The organism is Rhodoferax sp., from assembly GCF_039922535.1.
In the GTDB taxonomy this organism is placed as follows: Bacteria; Pseudomonadota; Gammaproteobacteria; order Burkholderiales; family Burkholderiaceae_C; genus Rhodoferax_B.
The window spans coordinates 1-19,605 of the sequence record NZ_JBDTEM010000452.1; the positions used below are offsets into that span (position 1 = coordinate 1).

The window sequence follows — 19,605 nt, forward strand, 5'->3', positions numbered from 1 at the left end:
TCGATCGAGATCGACATCAACCCCAGCGACGTGCGCACCGACACCTTCCGCGCCAGCGGCGCAGGCGGCCAGCACATCAACAAGACCGACTCCGCCGTGCGCCTGACCCACTTGCCCACCGGCATCGTGGTGCAGTGCCAGGACGGCCGTAGCCAGCACAGCAACCGCGACGTGGCCTGGAAACGCCTGCGCAGCCGCCTTTACGACTTCGAGCTGCGCAAACAACAAGAAGCCCAGCAAAAGCTGGAAGACACCAAAACCGACGTGGGCTGGGGCCACCAGATCCGCAGCTACGTGCTGGACAACAGCCGTATTAAGGACTTGCGTACCAACGTCGAAGTCTCGGCAACGCAGAAGGTGCTGGATGGAGATTTGGACATCTTCATCGAAGCATCATTGAAGCAAGGCGTGTAATGCAAGCTCTTCTCTCGCAGCCCACCAAAGCCATCCTCTTCGACATGGACGGCACCATGATCGACTCCATGCCGCACCACACTTCCACCTGGCTGGACTTTGCCCAGAAGCACGGTGTCAGCATGGACATCGACGAGCTGATGCGCCGCACCACGGGCCGTACCGGCCTGGAATGCGTACGCCTGATCCTCGACCAACCCGATATGGACGAAGCCCACGCCTGGGCGTTGGTGCACGAGAAAGAGCAGCTGTACCGCGACATCTTTGGGCCGATCTTCCAAGAGGTCAAAGGCTTCACCGCCTTCTATGCCGCCACCCGGGCACGGGGCCTGAAAGTGGCCGTGGGCACGGCGGGCGATATCCACAATGTGGAATTCGCGCTAGGCCATTTGCAGATGAACCCGCCGCCCGATGCGATTGCACGCGGCGACGAGGGCCTGAGCGGCAAGCCTACGCCCGCTATCTTTTTAGCAGCAGCACAACGCGTGGGTATTGCGCCAGAGCACTGTATCGTGTTTGAAGATGCGCCCTTTGGCATAGAAGCTGCACGCCGGGCCGGGATGCGGGCCGTGGCCATCTGCACCAGCAACACGCCCGAAGAGCTGGCCGGGCCGCACGTCATCGCCACTGTGCACAATTACGAAGAACTTTTGCAATCGAATTTTTTGGAGACCCTCCATGTACCGTGAAGGACAGGCGACAGCCATCCACCGGGCCGACTACACCGCGCCTGCTTTCTGGATCGACACGGTGGAGCTGTGCTTTGACCTGGACCCGGCCAAGACCCGCGTGCTCAACAAAATGCGCATGCGCCGCAACCCCGACGTGGCGCCCCAAGCGCTACGCCTGGACGGCGAAGAGCTGAACCTGGCGCGCGTGCTGGTCAACGGCCAGGGCGCCTCTTTCAAGATCGAAGGCAGCCAGCTGGTGCTGGAGAACCTGCCCAGCGCCGAAAACGGTGCGTTTGACCTAGAAATTTTCACCACCTGCGCGCCCATCAAGAACACCAAGCTGATGGGCTTGTTCGTCAGCAACGACACCTTCTTCACCCAGTGCGAGGCTGAGGGCTTTCGCCGCATCACCTACTTCCTGGACCGCCCGGACGTGATGGCCACCTACACCGTGCTGCTGCGCGCCGACCAGGCCAAGTACCCGGTGCTGCTGAGCAACGGCAACCTGGTAGACCACGGCCCGCTAGAAGATGGCCGCCATTTCGCCAAGTGGGAAGACCCGTTCCGCAAGCCCTGCTACCTGTTTGCGCTGGTGGCCGGCCAACTGGTCAGCCGAGAGCAGCGCATCACCGCGCGCAACGGCAAAGACCATCTACTGCAGGTGTTTGTGCGCCCAGGTGACCTGGACAAGACCGAGCACGCCATGCATTCGCTGATGGCCTCCATTGCCTGGGACGAAGCCCGCTTCCAACTGCCGCTGGACCTGGAACGCTTCATGATCGTCGCCACCAGCGACTTCAACATGGGCGCGATGGAAAACAAGGGCCTGAACATCTTCAACACCAAGTACGTGCTGGCCAACCAAGCCACCGCCACGGACACGGATTACGCGAACATCGAGTCGGTGGTGGGCCACGAGTACTTCCACAACTGGAGCGGCAACCGCGTCACCTGCCGCGACTGGTTCCAGCTGAGCCTGAAAGAGGGCCTGACCGTCTTCCGTGACCAGGAGTTCAGCCTGGACCTGTGTCGCGACCCTTCGGCCAGGGCCGTCAAGCGCATCGAAGACGTGCGCGTGCTGCGCACCGCCCAGTTCCCCGAAGATGCCGGGCCCATGGCGCACCCGGTGCGGCCCGACAGCTACATCGAAATCAATAATTTCTACACCGTCACCATCTACGAAAAAGGGGCGGAAGTGGTGCGCATGATGCAAACCCTGGTCGGAAGAGACGGCTTTGCCAAGGGCATGACGCTGTACTTCGAGCGCTTCGACGGCCAGGCCGTGACCTGCGACGATTTTGCCCAGGCGATTGCCGATGCCAACCCGCAATCTGACCTGGCCCGCCTGCTGCCGCAGTTCAAGCGCTGGTACAGCCAGGCCGGTACGCCGCGCGTGCAGGCCTCTGGCGTGTACGACGCAGCCTCGCGCAGCTACACGCTCACGCTGGCCCAAAGCTGCGCACCCACGCTGGGCCAGGCCGCCAAGGAGCCGTTCGTCATCCCAATCGGCCTGGGCCTGCTGGCGCAAGACGGCACCGAATTAGCCCTGCACAGTGCCGACGGTTCCACGCTCACCGCGCCCTACACCTTCGTGATGTCCGAAGCCGAGGAAACGCTGACCTTCGTCAACCTGGATGCCGAGCCCGTGCCCAGCATCCTGCGCGGCTTTTCGGCCCCGGTAGTGCTGGCGTTCGACTACACCGACGCGCAGCTGCTGGCCCTGCTGGCCCATGACACCGATGCCTTCAACCGCTGGGAAGCCGGGCAACGCCTGGCCGTGCGATCTGCTATCACATTAATAGCTGGAAGCACAGATACCACGGGCGCCAACCCCCTGAATGATGCTTATATTGAGGCCATGCGCAGCGTTTTGCGCCACCCCGATCTGGACGCAGCTTTCAAAGAACTGGTGCTGACCCTGCCGTCGGAAACCTATCTGGCCGAACAGCTGGACGTGGTCGATCCACAGCGTATCCACGCCGTGCGCGAAGCCATGCGCAGCCAGCTCGCACAAGCGCTGGCAGACGACTGGGCCTGGGTTTACGCCACCTACAGCGATACCGGCGCCTATTCGCCCGACCCGCTGTCCAGTGGCCGCCGTGCCCTGACCGGCATGGCCCTGAGCCAGCTGTGCCTGGCCGCGCAAGCCAGCGGCGATACGGTGTGGCCTGGCAAATCGTTGCAGCGCTTCAAAGACGCAGGCAACATGACCGACCGCTTCAACGCGCTCAGCGCCTTGGTCTCCAGCGGCCATCCGCTGGCGGCACAGGCTCTGCCCCGCTTCCACGCTTTGTTCAAAGACGAGCCGCTGGTACTGGACAAATGGTTTGCCCTGCAAGCCGGTGCCACCGACCGCAACGGCGACATCCTGCCCGCCGTGCGCCAGTTGCTCAAGCACCCCGACTTCAGCCTGCGCAACCCCAACCGCGCCCGCAGCGTGGTGTTCAGCTACTGCAGCGCCAACCCGGGTGCCTTCCACCGCCGTGATGCGGCGGGCTACGTGTTCTGGAGCGAACGCGTGATTGAGCTGGACGGCATCAACCCGCAGGTCGCCGCCCGCCTGGCACGCGCCCTGGACCGCTGGAAAAACCTGGCCGAACCCTACCGCACCGCCGCCCGCGAAGCGCTGGGCCGCGTGGCTGCCAAGACCGACCTCAGCAATGACGTGCGCGAAGTGGTTTCCCGCGCGCTGGCCGACTAAACAAGGAATCCCATGTCGCAAAACATCTCACTCACCCGCTACCTGGTCGAACAACAACGCGTAGACGGCCTGATCCCGTCGCAGCTGCGCCTGCTGATCGAAGTTGTGGCCCGTGCCTGCAAAGGCATCAGCCACGCCGTCAACAAAGGCGCGCTCGGCGGTGTACTGGGTTCGGCCGAATCGGAAAACGTGCAGGGCGAAATCCAGAAGAAGCTGGACATCATCGCCAACGAAGTACTGATCGAAGCCAACGAATGGGGCGGCCACTTGGCCGCCATGGCTTCGGAAGAAATGGAAGAAATCTACGCCGTGCCCAACGGCTACCCGCAGGGCGAATACCTGCTGCTGTTCGACCCCCTGGACGGCTCCAGCAACATCGATGTGAACGTCAGCATCGGCACCATCTTCAGCGTGCTGAAAAAGCCCAAGGGCGATGCCGCCGTGGTCGAGCAAGACTTCTTTCAGCCCGGCAAAAACCAAGTGGCTGCGGGCTACTGCCTCTACGGCCCACAAACCACGCTGGTGCTGACCGTGGGCAACGGTGTCGCCATGTTCACCCTGGACCGCGAACAAGGCTCGTTTTTCCTGACGCAAGAAAACGTCCAGATCCCGCCCGAAACGCAAGAATTTGCCATCAACATGAGCAATATGCGCCACTGGGACACCCCGGTAAAGCGCTACATCGACGACTGCCTGCTAGGTACGGAAGGCCCACGCGGCAAAGACTTCAACATGCGCTGGATCGCCAGCATGGTCACCGACGTGCACCGCATCCTCACGCGCGGCGGCATCTTCCTCTACCCCTGGGACAAGCGCGAACCCGGCAAGCCCGGCAAGCTTCGCCTGATGTACGAAGCCAACCCCATGGGCTGGCTGGTGGAGCAGGCCGGCGGTGCCGCCAGCACCGGCACCCAGCGCATCCTCGACATCGTGCCGCAAAAGCTCCACGAGCGCGTGAGCGTGGTGCTGGGATCAAAAAATGAAGTCGCCCAGGCAGCCACCTATTTCGACAAGCTATAATTGAAGGCTTATGTGCCGGTGTAGCTCAGTTGGTAGAGCAGCTCATTCGTAATGAGAAGGTCGGGTGTTCGATTCATCTCTCCGGCACCACATATTGAAAAGCCCGCTACTGTCAAAAGTAGCGGGCTTTTTCATGCCTAGCAGGCCAGTCAAGAACGCATTTCTTTGACAAGGTTATAATCATAGGCTTTACTGAATTTTGCGGGCTCTTCCAAGGGCTGGCAGAGCTTGGTAAATTACTTTTACCGCCACCTTTAGGGATGGCGAGGTGCGGCATCTGCCGTTAATTGGCCTGGGTGGCTTATCTGCTGCCCCGGCTCTGATTGGAGTGTCCTCATGGCACGCGTATGCGAAGTAACGGGCAAAGGCCCGATGACGGGGAACAATGTCTCCCACGCCAACAATAAAACCAAACGTCGGTTTCTGCCGAACCTGCAATACCGCCGCTTCTGGGTCGAAACAGAAAACCGTTGGATCCGCTTGCGCATTTCCAACGCCGGTCTGCGTTTGATCGACAAAAACGGTATCGACTCTGTGCTCGCCGATTTGCGCGCACGTGGCCAAGCATAAGGAGCTGAATCATGGCAACCAAAGGCGGACGCGAAAAAATCAAGCTGGAATCTACAGCGGGAACTGGTCACTTCTACACCACGACCAAGAACAAGAAAACCATGCCCGAGAAAATGTTGATCAGCAAGTTTGATCCCAAAGCTCGCAAGCATGTGGACTACAAAGAAATCAAGCTGAAATAATTCAGACTGGTCTTTGACCCCAGCAAAAAAACCCGCTCGATACGCAAGTTATCCAGCGGGTTTTTTTATGGTCTACCCCATGGCTGATTCAATAGCCGCCCAGGGGCAGGGAAAACCCATACCGCCTAAAATCGCCCAGTGACCTCCATACTCAACGCCGACCTCCACTGCCATTCGGTTGTATCCGACGGCACCCTCACCCCCGAGCTACTGGCGGCCCGCGCCAGCGCCAATGGCGTAGAGCTGTGGGCCTTGACCGACCACGACGAGGTAGGTGGGCAGCAGCGCGCCGCCGCAGCCGCCAAAGCGCACGGCATGCAATACCTGACCGGGGTAGAGATTTCGGTGACGTTTGCCGGTGAAACCGTGCACATCGTCGGCCTAGGTTTTGACGCCAACAGTCCGCTGATGCAGCATGGCCTGGAAGCCACCCGCGGTGGTCGGGGGCCCCGCGCCATGGAAATGGCGGCCGGCCTGGCGGCGGCGGGCATTCCAAATGCCTACGAAGGCGCGCTCAAATTTGTAGGCAATCCAAAACTGATTTCGCGCACCCATTTCGCCCGCTTTCTAGTCGAATCCGGTGCCTGCACCGACACCTACGAGGTGTTTCGCAAGTACCTGACCGAAGGCAAGCCCGGCTACGTACCGCACCGCTGGGCCGCGCTCAAGGATGCCGTGGGCTGGATCGCCCAAACCGGCGGCGTCGCTGTGATCGCGCATCCCGGCCGCTATAAATTTACCGCCAACGAAGAATACGCCCTGTTCAGCGAATTCAAGGCCCACGGCGGACGCGGCGTGGAAGTTATCACCGGCAGCCACACGGTGGCCGAATACACCGAATATGCCGACGTGGCCCGTGAATTTGACCTGGCCGCCTCGCGCGGCAGCGACTTCCACAGCCCGCTGGAGAGCCACACCGACCTGGGCACCCTGCCCTACCTGCCGAAAGACCTCACCCCCGTGTGGGAGCTGCTGGCGGACCGCATCCAGTGAACCGCCCCGGCTCGGCAGTCGCCGGCATTGCGCTGGTGATGGTGGCGGTGGCCTGCTTTGCCGTGCTGGACACCACCACCAAATGGACCACCATCGGCGTGCCTTTGCTGATGGCACTGTGGTTTCGCTACGCGTTCCAGGCCGTGGTCACCACCGCCACCATGTTGCCGTTGCGCGGGCGCGCTTTGCTGCGCACCGCGCACCCCAAATTCCAGTGCTTGCGGGGCGTGCTGCTGCTGTTGACCAGCCTGTTTGCATTCTTCAGCCTCAAGTTCATGCCGGTAGGGGAATTCACCGCGATTGTGATGATCACGCCGCTGGCCATCACCCTGGTGGCTGCGGTCATGGGCGAACGCGTATCCAACCTGCGCTGGCTGCTGGTGGCGGGCGGCTTTATCGGCACGCTGGTCATCATCCGGCCCGGCGGCGACACCTTTACCTGGGCCATGCTACTGCCGTTGGCAGTGGTGGTTTGCAACGCCTGGTTCCAGGTGCTCACCAGCAAACTTGCCCGCACCGAAGACCCGTTGACCATGCATTTCTACACCGGTTGGGTGGGCACCGTGGTGGCCTCGGCGGCCCTGCCTTTCGTCTGGGAAACCATCCACGACTGGCACTACTGGCTGGGCATGGTGGTGATGGGCGTGATGGCCAGCGTCGGCCATTTGCTGCTGATCCTGGCCTACGCCCGCACCCCGGCGGCCACCTTGATGCCGTTTTTGTACGGCCAAATTGGCTTTGCCATGCTAGGCGGCTGGCTGGTGTTCGACCACGTACCCGACCTGTGGGCCACACTGGGCATCATCCTGGTGGCCATTTGCGGCGCTGCCGGAGCCTGGCTGACCGTGCGGGAAAGCCGCATTACCGTACAACCCGCCGAATCTTAAAATCAAAATCCTATGGCCCAGCACTTCGAAATCCACCCCGACAACCCGCAGATCCGCCTGCTCAAACAAACCGTGGCCTTGCTGGGCCAGGGCAAGCTGGTGGCGGTGCCTACCGATTCCAGCTACGCGCTGGTGTGCCACCTGGACGACAAGGCCGCCGCCGACATGCTGCGCCGCACCCGGGGTGTGGACGACAAGCACCACCTGACCCTGCTGTGCCGTGACCTGAGCGAACTGGCCAATTACGCGCGGGTGGACAACAAGCAGTACCGCTTGCTCAAAGCCGCCACGCCCGGCCCCTACACCTTCATCTTGGAGGCGAGCAAAGAAGTGCCGCGCCGCCTGAGCCATCCGTCGCGCAAGACCATCGGCCTGCGCGTGCCAGACCACAAAACCCTGCAAGCCTTGCTGGAACTGCACGGCGGCCCGCTGCTGGCCACCACGCTGATCCCGCCAGGCGAGACCGAGCCGCTGAACGACGCGGAGGCCATCCGCGACCTGTTCGAGCACCAGATTGCCGCCGTGCTGGATGCCGGGGCCTGCCCCCTGGAACCCACCACCGTGATCGACCTGACCGAGATGGGCAATGGCGGCGACCCGGTGCTGGTACGCCAGGGCCGGGGCGACCTGGCCGCGATAGGTTTGTAACTTTTCACACCCTGAGACCTTTATTCCGTGGATATCCAAAACCTGATCCAGACCGTCCTGGTCTATGCACTGCCGGTACTCTTCGCCATTACCGTCCATGAAGCCGCGCACGGCTATGCGGCCTACCGTTTGGGCGATTCCACGGCGTTTCGGCTAGGCCGCATCACGCTCAATCCGATGAAGCACATCGACCCGGTCGGCACGATCCTGATGCCGCTGATGCTGTACTTCGCCACCTCGGGCACCTTCTTGTTTGGCTATGCCAAACCGGTACCGGTCAATTTTGGCAAGCTGCGCAACCCCAAGCGCGACATGGTGTGGGTGGCTTTAGCAGGCCCAGGTGCCAACCTGGTCCAGGCCTTTTTGTGGGGTGTGCTGATGTACCTGCTGGTAGGCAGTGGTATCACCGAACCGTTTTTCCTGAAGATGTGCCGGGCCGGCATGCTGGTCAACGTGGTGATGTTTGCCTTCAACCTGTTCCCCCTGCCGCCGCTGGACGGTGGCCGCATTTTGGTCGGGCTGCTGCCCTACCGCCAGGCGGCCCTGGTGTCGCGCATTGAGCCCTGGGGCTTTTTCATCGTGATGGGCCTGGTGATTGCAGGTGTCATCAGCAGCCTGTGGATGCAGCCGGTGATGGGGCTTACCTTTGGTCTGCTGAATATCTTGCTGAGCCCGTTGAACTTTTTGATCCGCTAATTGCTATGACCTCCTCCCCCGTCTTGCGCGTTCTTACTGGTATCACCACCTCGGGCACGCCGCACCTGGGCAACTACGTGGGCTCCATCCGCCCATCCGTGCGCGCCAGCCTGGCCCCCGGTGTCGAGAGCTTCTACTTCCTGGCCGACTACCACGCGCTGATCAAGATCGACGACCCGGCGCGCATCCAGCGCAGCACGCTGGAGATTGCCGCCAGCTGGCTGGCCGCCGGGCTGGACCCGAACCGCGTGGCCTTCTACCGCCAGTCCGACATCCCCGAAATCCCCGAACTCACCTGGCTGCTGACCTGCATGAGCGCCAAGGGCATGCTCAACCGCGCCCACGCCTACAAGGCCTCGGTGGACAAAAACACCGCCGCCCAGGCCGACCCGGATGCCGACATCAGCGCCGGCCTGTTCATGTACCCGGTACTGATGGCCGCCGACATCGTGCTGTTCAACGCCCACAAAGTACCCGTGGGCCGCGACCAGATCCAGCACATCGAGATGGCGCGCGACATCGCCCAGCGCTTCAACCACAGCTACGGCGAGCACTTTGTGCTGCCCGAGGCGCTGATCGAAGAGTCCGTGGCCACCCTGCCCGGCCTGGACGGCCGCAAGATGAGCAAGAGCTACGACAACACGATCCCGCTGTTTGCCCCGCGGGCCGAACTGCGCAAGCTGATTGCAGGCATCGTTACCGACTCGCGCGCCCCCGGTGAGCCCAAGGACACCGAGGGCTCGGCCCTGTTCCAGATCTACCAGGCCTTTGCCAGCGAAGCGGAAACCGCCCAGCTGCGCCAGGCCTACGCCGACGGCATTGCCTGGGGCGATGCCAAGCAAACCCTGTTTGAACGCATCGACCGCGAAGTCGCCCCCATGCGCGAGGCCTACCAGCGCTACATGGACAACCCCGGCGAGGTGGAATCCATCCTGCGCGCCGGAGCCCTCAAAGCCCGCCAGACCGCCACCCCGTTCATCGCCCAACTGCGCCACGCCGTCGGCCTGCGCGACCTGAACGCCCAGGCCACGCAAAAATCGGCCAAGGTGGCGAAAGCGGCACTCCCCAGCTTCAAGCAGTACCGCGAGGCCGATGGCAGGTTCCATTTCAAGCTGGTCGATGCCCAAGGCCGCTTGCTCTTGCTCAGCGGTGGATTTGATGCCCCCAAGGATGCGGGCACGGCCATCCGCCAGTTGCAAGCCGAGGGCCTTGCCGCCCTGGGCCACTTGCAGCCCGCCGACGGCGTTAGCCCAGACGAGGTGGCTGAGGCCTTGGACGCGTTGCGCAACGCGGCGTAAACACCGCAAACCCACGCTCCTATTTTTGACATCAAAAATAGGAGCTTCCTGCGCAGTTTCTATCTGCGCAGACTGCCGTTTACAGGGTCAAAAAAAGGCCTCAAATCTGACAACTATGTGGTCAGATTAAAAAGTACCTGGAAAAGCCCCGCCATCGGCCAGCACGTTTTGGCCAGTGATGTAGCCCGCATGCGTGCTGCACAAAAAGGCGCAAATCGCGCCAAACTCCTCTGACGTACCAAAGCGCTGGGCCGGAATCATCCTGCGGCGCGCGTCGGCCAGAGCTTCCACGCTTTGGCCGGTTTTGGCGGCTGCACCTTGCATGTTGCCGCGCAACCGGTCGGTATCAAACGAACCCGGCAGCAGGTTGTTGATGGTCACGCCCTGCCCGGCCAGCGGGCTACGCGCCACACCGGCCACAAAACCCGTCAGGCCACTGCGCGCGCCGTTGCTCAGGCCCAGCACGTCGATGGGCGACTTCACCGCGCTGCTGGTGATGTTGACGATGCGCCCGAAACCGCGCGCCGCCATGCCATCCACCGTGGCCTTGATGAGTTCGATGGGGGTCAGCATATTGGCATCGACCGCCTTGATCCAGGCCGCACGGTCCCAGTCGCGGAAGTCGCCGGTGGGCGGGCCGCCTGCGTTGGTGACCACAATGTCGAAGTCCGCGCGGATGGCGAACACGGCAGCCCGGCCTTCTGGCGTGGTGATATCTACAGCACAAAATAGCACGCTAGCGCAATGAGTACCTGTGCTAGCAGCTATTAATTGCGTAGCAGCGGTCTCCAGTACTTCCGCCCCCCGCGCCACGATCAGCACGTTCACCCCCTCGGCCACCAGCGCCTGCGCGCAAGCCAGCCCCAGGCCTTTGCTGGCCCCGCACACCAAGGCCCAGCGGCCCGCGATTCCCAAATCCATCGTGTTTCCTTTGCGTCGGGCCCACATGGCCCAAAGTTCGCATCATAGGGATGGAAGCTCGCTACCACTCACACGCCGATCAGTCCCCCGCCCACCGTGCGCGCATAGCGACGGCTCAAATCCGGCTGCACGGTGTTGAATGCATAGAAATCCAAGTGGATGTGGTCCGACTCCACCTCCAGCAGTCCAAAATTACACAGAGGCTTTCCAGGAAAAACCGGGTTCAGGTTCTTGTCCAAAGCAGCACCGGAGGCGGTGGCCTCCAGCAAGCGCCCAAAGGTCAGCCCATGTGTCTCACACTGGTTTTTATGGATGTCGCCGCTGAGCATCAGGCCGTTGCGAGAACCCAGTTGGCTATCCAGCCAATGCAGGTCGTTCGCAAATTGGGTCCAACCTTCTGATCCGCCAAACGTGCTGCCGCTGGCAATAATGTGCAAGGCATCTGGGGCTTGCCCAAACACACCGCCCAGATATTGGCGCTGCGCAGCGCCCAGCAAATCGGGTTGCTTGCGCCAGGTGCGCCCATCGGTCAGGTGCAACCAGCAGCGGTTGTCCGCCTCCAGCATCAACGAATGCGCACCCAGCGGATGGAACGCATTGGGAGGCGAATTGGCCCACAAAGCGGCATCGTTGTAGACCTGCGGGAAATTATGGGGGTTCTTGCTGGTCAAAGCCTGGCGGAAGGCCTGCATGCAACTGGTGCTGGTGTAGACCTTTTCGCGCTGGTCCGGCTGCGCCAGCAAATGCCCGCCCTGGGCATTGTTCCAGGCAAAGTCATGGTCGTCCCAGATCGCATGCAGCTGTACGCCATCGGCCTGCACCAAGGCCTGGAAGTGGGGTTCGGCCAGTTGTTGGCGGTAGCGGTTCCACATGTGCACCGCAAAGTCCAGGGTGGTCATCTCCTGCAACTGGGAAATGCCGGTGTCCGGCACGTCGTTGTAGATGTTGTCGCCCAGCAGCACCACATGCTGGGGCTGGTGGCTCAAGATGTCGGCCCACACCTGCTGGTGGGGTACGAGCTGGGTGTTGCTGCAAGAGGTAAACGCGATACGCATGGTGGGGCTCCGGTGGTGGGGTGCGCCACGTTATTCCGGCCCGACCCGTCCCGCATCCCCCAAACTAGGGATGGCTAACGTCCGCTGCGGGTAAACACATAAATCCCGGTTACCACCAGCACCGTGCCCGCCGCCACCCAGCCGGTAAAGGGCTCGCCCAGAATCACCACCCCCATCAAAATGGTGGACAGCGGGCCCACCATGCCCACCTGCGCGGCCAGACCGGCACCCAGGCGTTCGATGGCCATCATCACCATCAGCACCGGGGCGGCGGTGCAGGCGGTGGCGTTCAGTACCGACAACCAAATCACCTCCGGTGCCACGCTGGCTGCCGACATAGGCCGTAGCACCACAAACTGCAGCAAGCACAACAAACAGGCCACGGTGGTCGCCAGGCCCACCAGCCGGAGGGAGCCCAGGCGCTGCACCATCTGCCCGCTATAGACCAGGTAGATGGCGTAGCTGATGGCACTGCCAAACACCAGCAAGGCACCCAGGCCTGCGTTGGCGCCCTGGAGGTTGATCTCGTGCCCAAACACCAGCACCACGCCGCAGTAGCACACGGCCATGCCCAGGGCCTGGATGCGGGTGATGGGTTTGCGGTACAGCACCCAGCCCATGGCGACGACGATGGTGGGGTTCAGGTACAGGATGAGCCGCTCCAGCGAGGCGCTGATATAGCCCAGGCCGGCAAAGTCCAGAAAGCTGGCCAGGTAGTAGCCGGTAAAGCCCAGGCCCAGCACGCCCCACCAGTCCCGGCGCGTCAACGGCGGTTTGCCGCGGCTGGACCACCAGGCCATCACCGCAAAAATGGGCAGCGCAAACAGCATGCGGTACATGATGAGCGTGACGGCATCCACCCCGTAGCGGTAAGCGAGCTTGACGATGATGGCTTTGCCGCTGAAGGCGATAGAGCCGAAGAGGGCCAACAGAAGGCCGGACGCTATGTTTTTTGTAGCCACTGGTGCAGATGGAATAAGCGCTGGAGGCCTATTTTATATTTAAGCCAACTAGTTGTATGATGCAACTTTTTAAACACCATCCACATGCCTGCTATGGACCTTAGCCTGATCGATTCGGTGCGCAGCGCCTCGCGCAAGATGGTGCGTGAACTGGGCTTTATGCAATCGACTCTGGCGGCCACGGACTACCCACCGTCGGCGGTCCACGCGATTCTGGAAATCGGCAGACAGCAGTCGCTAACCGCGGCCCAGCTGGCAGACATCCTGAACCTGGACAAATCCAGTGTCAGCCGCATGGTGCGCAAGCTGGTGGAGGCGCAAGAGGTGCAAGAAAGTGCCAACAGTACCGATGGCCGCGCCAAAACACTCACGCTGACCCCGCAAGGCCAAACCACCTGGGCGGCGGTAGAAGCCTTTGGCCAGCAGCAGGTGGCCGCGGCCCTGGCGCCTTTGGCCAAAACGCAGCACAGCGTGGTGCGCGACGGACTGGCCGCTTACGCCCTGGCGCTGGAAGCCCTGCGTCTTGGCAAGGCAACCAAACCAGCGGTGCCCACCAACATCCAACGCGGCTACCAGCCCGGCGTGATCGGACGGGTGGCGCAAATGCATGCCCACTACTACGCCCGCAACTTCGGTTTTGGCCAGTTCTTTGAGAGCCAGGTCGCCACCGGCATGGCCGAATTCACCGCCCGGCTGGACCAACCCCACAACGCGCTGTGGACCGCGGTGCAGGCCGGGCGCGTTGTGGGCTCGATTGCCATCGACGGCGAAGACCTGGGCGACCAAATCGCCCACTTGCGCTGGTTCATCGTGGACGACAGCCTGCGGGGTACGGGTGTGGGCCGCCAACTACTGCACGAGGCCTTGGCGTTCTGCGACCAACAAGGGCGGGCCGCCGTGCATCTCTGGACCTTCCAGGGGCTGGATGCCGCCCGCCGCCTGTACGAAGGCGCGGGTTTTGTGCTGGCGCAGGAGCAGCCGGGCACGCAATGGGGCAAAGAAGTGGTTGAACAGCGCTTTGTTCGGCTACGGCACGCCGCATCCACCGTGTAACTGCCCGCCCATTCCGTTTCCATTTCAATACGAGATTAGGCGCGAAGCCGCAGACAGTGCTCTAGCACGGCAAGGCGAAGCAACAACATATCGGATTGAAATGGGAATGGAATCACTCCAGCGGCGGCGTGGTGGACAGCACCTCGTCCAGCGTAGTCAGGCCTTCGGCCACGCGCAGTGCACCGGCCAGACGCAACGGGCGCATGCCGTCGGCCACGGCCTGGCGGCGCAGCGCGTCGATGCTGGGGCTTTGGTTGACCAGGCCCTTGAAGGCCTCGTTGACCGTCAGCAGTTCGTACACGCCCATGCGGCCCCGAAAGCCCGTCATGCGGCAGTCTTCGCAGCCCACGGGCTTGTAGGGCGTGTACCCGGCGTTGATCTTCCAGGGCTTGATAGCGGCGGCCAGGGTGTCGCGGGCCAGTGCCTCGTCGGGGGCGCGGCAGGACTTGCACAGCGTGCGCACCAGCCGCTGGGCCAGCACGCCCAACACGGTGGCGTTGAGCAGGTAAGCGGGCACGCCCAGCTCCATCAGCCGCGTCAGGGCCGAAGGCGCGTCATTGGTGTGCAAAGTAGAAAAGACGAGGTGGCCGGTAAGTGCCGCCTGGATGGCCATTTCGGCCGTGGCCAGGTCGCGGATTTCGCCCACCATGATGATGTCCGGGTCTTGCCGCATCAGTGCGCGCAGGCCTTCGGTAAAGCCGAAGTCGAGCTGCGGCTGCACCTGGGTCTGGTTGAAGCTGGGCTCGATCATTTCAATCGGGTCTTCCACCGTGCTGACGTTCACCTCTTCGGTGGCCACGCGCTTCAGGGTGGAATACAGCGTGGTGGTCTTGCCCGAACCGGTGGGGCCGGTCACCAAAATAATGCCGTGCGGGCGCTTCACCAGCGCCTCCCAACGCTGCGCGTCGTGCGGCGTGAAGCCCAGCGCGTCCAGGTCTTTCACGGCGGTGTCGGGGTCAAAAATCCGCATCACCATCTTCTCGCCAAATGCCGTAGGCAGCGTGGACAGGCGCATTTCCACCTCGTCACCGCGCGGGTTGCGGGTTTTGATGCGGCCATCCAGCGGGCGGCGCTTTTCCACCACGTCCATGCGGCCCAGCAGCTTGATGCGCGCCACCATGGCGTTCATCACGGTCATGGGCATCTGGTACACCGGGTGCAGCACGCCGTCGATGCGGAAGCGGATCACGCCCTGCTCGCGGCGCGGCTCCAGATGGATGTCGCTGGCGCGCTGGTTAAAGGCGTACTGCCACAGCCAGTCCACCACCTGCACGACACCCTGGTCGTTGGCATCCAGCTGCTTGGCGGTTTTGCCCAGCTCCACCAGTTGCTCGAAGCTGCCCGCGCCGATATTGCCACCGGCTTTTTGCACCGCCTTGACCGACTTGGCCAGGGCGTAGAACTCTGCCGTGAACTTGTGGATCTCCAGCGGGCTGGCCACCACCCGGCGCACCGTGCGGCGCGACTGGCGCTCTACCTCGGCCACCCAGTCGGTGATGAAAGGCTCGCTGGTCGCCACCACCACCTCGGCGGTGGTGACCTGCACCGGCAGCACCTTGTGGCGCTCGGCGTAGATGGCGCTCATGGTGTCGGCCACCTTGCCCACTTCTACCTTCAACGGGTCGATGCGCAAGTACTGCAGCCCGGCACGCCCGGCGAGCCACTGGGTCAGCAGCTCGATGTCCAGCGGCTTGCCATCGCGGGCGCGCAGCATGGCCACGCTGGCTAGCCGCACCAAGGCGGGCTGGGTGCTTTCGGCCTGGGCGCAGCGGGCGATGGTGCGCTGCTGTTCGTCGGCGGCAATCACGCCGTCTTCGGCCAGCCAGCCGACCAGCAAACGCCAGGTGACGGGGCCTTGGTAGGGGGTGGTTTGCACGTTTTTTGGCACGTTTTTAAGCAATGACGGGTTTAAAAACCTTCAGCCATTTTGCGGCTGGCAGGCCCCAGCGGGTCTGGATCCCATCGGCGCGCTCCACCAGGTCTTCGCGGCTGGGCCGGGTCGGGTTGCGCTGGGCCAGCACCACGGTGTTGCCTTCGCGCGTGGGTTTGAAGGCCCAGACGGCATCCGCACCAAAGGCAGCGGTGATCTTTTCCACGCTGGCCGGGTAGCTGCTGGATTCGCCAAACAGGTTGACCGTCATGCAGCCCTCCTCGGTGAGCAGCTTGCGGCAGTCGGCGTAGAAATCGGCACTGTCCAGCACGGGGGCGGCGGCATCCTCGTCGTACAGATCGACCTGCAGCGCGTCTACGGTGCCGGCCCAGTCGGTGTTCTGGATTTTCAAAGCCGCGTCGCCCAGCACGATGTGCAGGCGCTCGTCGTCGGGTGGCAGCTTGAACCAGAAGCGGCAGGCCGAGACCACCTGCGGGTTCAGCTCCACCGCCGTGGTGTTCATGCGCAGCTTCTTGCGGCAAAACTTGGTCAGCGCCGCCGCCCCCAGGCCGAGCTGCATGGCGTGGCGCTTGGCCACGCTGCTGGGCGGCACAAACAGCAGCCAGGCCATCATGCGCTGCACGTACTCCAGCTCGATGTCGTACGGCATGTCGAGCAGCATGGAGCCCTGGACCCACTCGGTCCCCAGGTGCAGGGTGCGCACGTCGCCGTAGTCGCAAAAGTTGACTTCGGGCAGGGCGGAGGTTGCGCTTGCAACAGATTTACGGGCCATTAATTTCAATCAATCCAAATTGTTCAAATACGTCTTTCCACGCGGCCAGCTTGCGCTCGAAGCTCCAACTGGCATTGGCCGGGCTGGTAGATGGCAGGCGCACCGTGGGCAGGCCCAGGTTTTCCAGGCGGGCGGTGTGGCGAAAACTCTCGGCCCCATTGTGCGCGACGGCCCGCAACTGGGGGCAGCGCTGGCGCAGGGCGGCGAAATCATTCACCTCGGGGTTGCGAATCTTGGCATCCAGGCTGCCTTCGCGCTCACAACTGGCGTACACATCCCACAGGCCCACGCCGCGGGCCAACATCCACGCGCTACGGTTTTCATAGCTGCTTGCGCAGGTGGTATCTGCGCCAGGGGCATAAATGGCTTGCAAAATGCGCCAAAACTGGTTCTGCGGATGGCCGTAATACTGCTGCGCCGCCAGCGATGCCGCACCGGGGAAGCTGCCCAACACCAGCAGCCGGGTGTCGGCCGAGACCAGCGGCGGCAAACCGACAAGGCGTGTCATGGCAGCAATGCTTGCAAACGCGGCAAAGCGGCCAAGGCGTTGGCAGTGGTGGCAGCTTCAATCTCGGCCACCGGCACCCCGCGCAGCCCGGCCAGCACGGCACCGATGCGCGGCAACTCTAACGGCGAATTGATGCCTTGCGGCTGACCCGCCGCGCGCTGGGCGGCGGTGGTGTACAGCCACTGGGGCGGAATGTCGGGTGCGTCGGTCTCCAGCACCAGGGCTTCCAGCGGCAGGCTGGCGGCCAGGCGGCGCAGTTGGTTGGCGGCCTCGAAGGTCATGGCACCGCCAAAGCCGAGCTTGAGCCCGATGGCGATACAGGCCTGCGCCTGCTGCGGGCTGCCGTTAAAGGCGTGGGCGATGCCCAGCCAACGCCCGCCCGGCCCGGCCACGGCGCGCAGATGTTTCAGCACATGGTCGGCGCTGCGGCGCACGTGCAGGATCACCGGCAGGCCGTGTTTTTTGGCCAGCTTGAGCTGGGCGCGGTAGAAGTGCTGTTGGCGCGCCAGCAATTCGGGCTCTTGCAGCGCAGGCACAAAGTAGTCCAGCCCGATCTCGCCCACCGCCACCAGGCGCGGGTCGTCGCGGTGGGTGGTCAGGGCGACATCCAACAGGTCCAGATCGGCATCCTGGGCGCGGGACACAAACAGCGGGTGGATGCCCAGCGCGTAGGCATCGCCCGTTTGGTGGGCCAGCCGACGCACGGTGTCAAAGTTCGCCGCCAGCACGCCTTGCAAAACACATACTGCTACATTTTCAATAGCTGCCTGCGCACGCAGGGTAAGCGCTAGCGCATGATTTTCTTTAAATTCTGGGGCATCCAGATGGCAGTGCGTATCGATCCACATAGGGAGCCGACTTTACCCCCCTGCCTGTTCAACGGTGGGGATGGGTGTCATCCAGCTCCGGCATCTCCAAACCGTCGGGCACGGTGATGGCATCCAGATCGTGGTGGCTGTGCAGGAACAGGGTGGCGTTGTCCAGGTCTTTGGCGGTGGTACCGGACTTCAGCGCGGACACCAGCTTGCGCCAGGCCAAGTCTGGCTGGCCCAGTTGGAAGCCGTAGTAGTGGTAGTCGCCATGCGACTCGCCGCGTACCGCCATCACCTGCAGGGTCGATACCTCGGAACTGCCGAGCTGGATCTGTACCTGCGCCCACACCCGCAAGGGCACGTCGCTTTTCGCATGGGCCTGGAAGCCATCGTCGGACAACTCGACCACTTGCAGCTCAATGGTCTGGTCACCCACCACCAGCGCGCCACGGCACTTCAGCGAGTAGCGCTGGTGCTGGCGTATCCCCTGCACCCATGCGCCGGGCTCGGCCACGGCGGGTAGCACCGCCTGGTAATGGGGCATGTCATAAATGGAAGCCAACAGCATCTTTTCACGCTCGGACAAATGGGCAAATACCTGGGTCCGTTGGTTGAAAAAATAATCCAGCATCTCGGGGGTCATCACTGGGTCATTGGTGGTGAAATACCGGCGTGTCGGCAAGATAATATTTTTAAGCTTGGTTTTGACAAAATAAAAATACAGGTTTTTTCTTTTTGGTTTGCTACCGTATATTTTCTTGAACAGTTTGGGGGCCTGGATCAAATTCAGCGTGGCCCCAATCGCCGGTGCGCCATTGGCAAAGTCGTAGTTTTGTACCGCATGTTTTTGCAAGCGCTTGAAAAACAGCAGCGACTCGTACATCTCGATCCGGTCCGGGTTTACCGCAATCACCAAATGGCAGGTGTCGAAGAAGGTGGTGCTGTACTGGTACATGAACTTCATCAGCGGGAACAGGATGGAGCCACCGCTTTTGCGGAACCGGGGGTGCACCGCCAGGGCCGATATCTCGGCGATCTTGCCCTTTTCGGCGTGGATATCGCTCAGATCAAAAATCGCCTGCATGGGAAAACCAAAGCTGCTCTGGCGGACCAGTGAAATGGTGCCGACCACTTCACCGTCAAACTTGGCACACAGCGTGGTGGTGGTGGGCAGGGCGTGGTACACCGTGGCCCGCAATCCGGACGGGTCGGGCTGCATGAAGCCGCTGCCCACATAGGCATCGTGCAGCAGCTTGAAACAGGCTTCCAGCTCCTCTTGGGTATCGGCGATTTTCAGCACCAACCGGGCATCGGGATGGGGGTCGCAATCGACAAAAGACCGGTAAATGGAAAACCGAAGGGAGCGGGGTAAAAAGGCAAAAGCCTTGCGCAGGCCATGGCGGACGATTTTGCGGGTACGGGATGCGCGCGAATGCTTCATGGATACGGTGTCTAATTATTATTATGAATATGCGATATTTATTTTTAAATCAACCACTACCTAACTCACCCAACACTTTTACATAATAAATACACATTACACAAAATATA

Annotated in this window: 20 protein-coding genes and 1 tRNA gene; 13 read left to right on the top strand and 8 right to left on the bottom strand. The window is 62.1% G+C overall.

Annotated elements, in window-relative coordinates; genetic code table 11:
• The 12 genes from ABI213_RS21445 to ABI213_RS21500 form a co-directional block, all read left to right on the top strand.
• On the top strand, positions 1-414 hold a 414-nt coding region (locus ABI213_RS21445; RefSeq protein WP_348028585.1), incomplete at its 5' end, for a peptide chain release factor-like protein.
• Positions 414-1,103 carry an HAD family phosphatase gene (locus tag ABI213_RS21450; protein WP_348028587.1) on the top strand — a complete coding sequence of 230 codons (690 nt, stop codon included), beginning with the start codon at positions 414-416 and terminating at the stop codon, positions 1,101-1,103. The genes ABI213_RS21445 and ABI213_RS21450, both read left to right, overlap by 1 nt.
• Positions 1,093-3,786 carry an aminopeptidase N gene (gene pepN / locus ABI213_RS21455; protein ID WP_348028588.1) on the top strand — a complete coding sequence of 898 codons (2,694 nt, stop codon included), beginning with the start codon at positions 1,093-1,095 and terminating at the stop codon, positions 3,784-3,786. The genes ABI213_RS21450 and pepN overlap by 11 nt, the downstream gene beginning before the upstream one ends.
• Before the next feature lie 12 nt (positions 3,787-3,798).
• The gene (locus ABI213_RS21460) at positions 3,799-4,806 is read left to right on the top strand and encodes a class 1 fructose-bisphosphatase (protein ID WP_348008427.1); all 1,008 of its coding nucleotides are present in this window, start codon (positions 3,799-3,801) and stop codon (positions 4,804-4,806) included.
• Positions 4,807-4,820: 14 nt separating this feature from the next.
• Positions 4,821-4,896 (top strand) — tRNA-Thr (locus tag ABI213_RS21465).
• Positions 4,897-5,142: 246 nt separating this feature from the next.
• Entirely contained in the window at positions 5,143-5,376 is a 234-nt protein-coding gene (gene rpmB, locus ABI213_RS21470) for a 50S ribosomal protein L28 (protein WP_295958977.1), read from the top strand.
• An 11-nt stretch (positions 5,377-5,387) separates the two neighbouring features.
• The gene (rpmG, locus tag ABI213_RS21475; protein ID WP_076198758.1) at positions 5,388-5,558 is read left to right on the top strand and encodes a 50S ribosomal protein L33; all 171 of its coding nucleotides are present in this window, start codon (positions 5,388-5,390) and stop codon (positions 5,556-5,558) included.
• A 138-nt stretch (positions 5,559-5,696) separates the two neighbouring features.
• A complete protein-coding gene (locus ABI213_RS21480; protein WP_348008428.1) occupies positions 5,697-6,551 on the top strand; it encodes a 3',5'-nucleoside bisphosphate phosphatase in 855 nt (284 codons plus the stop codon).
• Positions 6,552-6,589: 38 nt separating this feature from the next.
• Positions 6,590-7,438: a DMT family transporter gene (locus ABI213_RS21485; RefSeq protein ID WP_348008471.1), complete on the top strand. Its 849-nt coding sequence runs from the start codon at positions 6,590-6,592 to the stop codon at positions 7,436-7,438.
• Positions 7,439-7,450: 12 nt separating this feature from the next.
• Positions 7,451-8,086: an L-threonylcarbamoyladenylate synthase gene (locus ABI213_RS21490; RefSeq protein ID WP_348008429.1), complete on the top strand. Its 636-nt coding sequence runs from the start codon at positions 7,451-7,453 to the stop codon at positions 8,084-8,086.
• Between the two features lie 27 nt (positions 8,087-8,113).
• Positions 8,114-8,782 (top strand): site-2 protease family protein, encoded by a 669-nt coding sequence (locus tag ABI213_RS21495; RefSeq protein WP_348008430.1) that lies wholly within the window; start codon positions 8,114-8,116, stop codon positions 8,780-8,782.
• A 5-nt stretch (positions 8,783-8,787) separates the two neighbouring features.
• On the top strand, positions 8,788-10,080 hold the full coding sequence (locus ABI213_RS21500; RefSeq protein ID WP_348028590.1) for a tryptophan--tRNA ligase: 1,293 nt from the start codon (positions 8,788-8,790) through the stop codon (positions 10,078-10,080).
• A 126-nt stretch (positions 10,081-10,206) separates the two neighbouring features.
• Here the strand turns inward: ABI213_RS21500 and ABI213_RS21505 are convergent, their stop codons facing one another.
• From ABI213_RS21505 to ABI213_RS21515, 3 genes are all read right to left on the bottom strand, one after another.
• Complete coding sequence (locus ABI213_RS21505) at positions 10,207-11,001, bottom strand: SDR family oxidoreductase (protein WP_348008432.1); 795 nt, start codon at positions 10,999-11,001, stop codon at positions 10,207-10,209.
• A 68-nt stretch (positions 11,002-11,069) separates the two neighbouring features.
• Complete coding sequence (locus ABI213_RS21510) at positions 11,070-12,056, bottom strand: alkaline phosphatase D family protein (protein ID WP_348008433.1); 987 nt, start codon at positions 12,054-12,056, stop codon at positions 11,070-11,072.
• A 74-nt stretch (positions 12,057-12,130) separates the two neighbouring features.
• Entirely contained in the window at positions 12,131-13,033 is a 903-nt protein-coding gene (locus tag ABI213_RS21515; RefSeq protein WP_348008472.1) for a DMT family transporter, read from the bottom strand.
• A gap of 69 nt (positions 13,034-13,102) precedes the next feature.
• On the opposite strand from ABI213_RS21515, the gene ABI213_RS21520 reads away from it, so the two are divergent.
• Positions 13,103-14,071: a helix-turn-helix domain-containing GNAT family N-acetyltransferase gene (locus ABI213_RS21520; protein WP_348008434.1), complete on the top strand. Its 969-nt coding sequence runs from the start codon at positions 13,103-13,105 to the stop codon at positions 14,069-14,071.
• Positions 14,072-14,183: 112 nt separating this feature from the next.
• Here ABI213_RS21520 and ABI213_RS21525 read toward each other — a convergent pair whose 3' ends face one another.
• The 5 genes from ABI213_RS21525 to ABI213_RS21545 are packed head-to-tail and all read right to left on the bottom strand — an operon-like array spanning position 14,184 to position 19,495.
• Positions 14,184-15,947 (bottom strand): ATPase, T2SS/T4P/T4SS family, encoded by a 1,764-nt coding sequence (locus ABI213_RS21525; RefSeq protein WP_348008435.1) that lies wholly within the window; start codon positions 15,945-15,947, stop codon positions 14,184-14,186.
• Positions 15,948-15,963: 16 nt separating this feature from the next.
• Positions 15,964-16,734 carry a spermidine synthase gene (locus tag ABI213_RS21530; protein WP_348008436.1) on the bottom strand — a complete coding sequence of 257 codons (771 nt, stop codon included), beginning with the start codon at positions 16,732-16,734 and terminating at the stop codon, positions 15,964-15,966.
• Entirely contained in the window at positions 16,724-17,242 is a 519-nt protein-coding gene (locus tag ABI213_RS21535) for a DNA-deoxyinosine glycosylase (protein ID WP_348008437.1), read from the bottom strand. The genes ABI213_RS21530 and ABI213_RS21535 overlap by 11 nt, the downstream gene beginning before the upstream one ends.
• On the bottom strand, positions 17,239-18,090 hold the full coding sequence (locus ABI213_RS21540; RefSeq protein ID WP_348008438.1) for a TatD family hydrolase: 852 nt from the start codon (positions 18,088-18,090) through the stop codon (positions 17,239-17,241). The genes ABI213_RS21535 and ABI213_RS21540 overlap by 4 nt, the downstream gene beginning before the upstream one ends.
• Positions 18,091-18,118: 28 nt before the next feature.
• The gene (locus ABI213_RS21545) at positions 18,119-19,495 is read right to left on the bottom strand and encodes a GNAT family N-acetyltransferase (RefSeq protein WP_348028592.1); all 1,377 of its coding nucleotides are present in this window, start codon (positions 19,493-19,495) and stop codon (positions 18,119-18,121) included.
• Between the last annotated feature and the right edge of the window lie 110 nt (positions 19,496-19,605).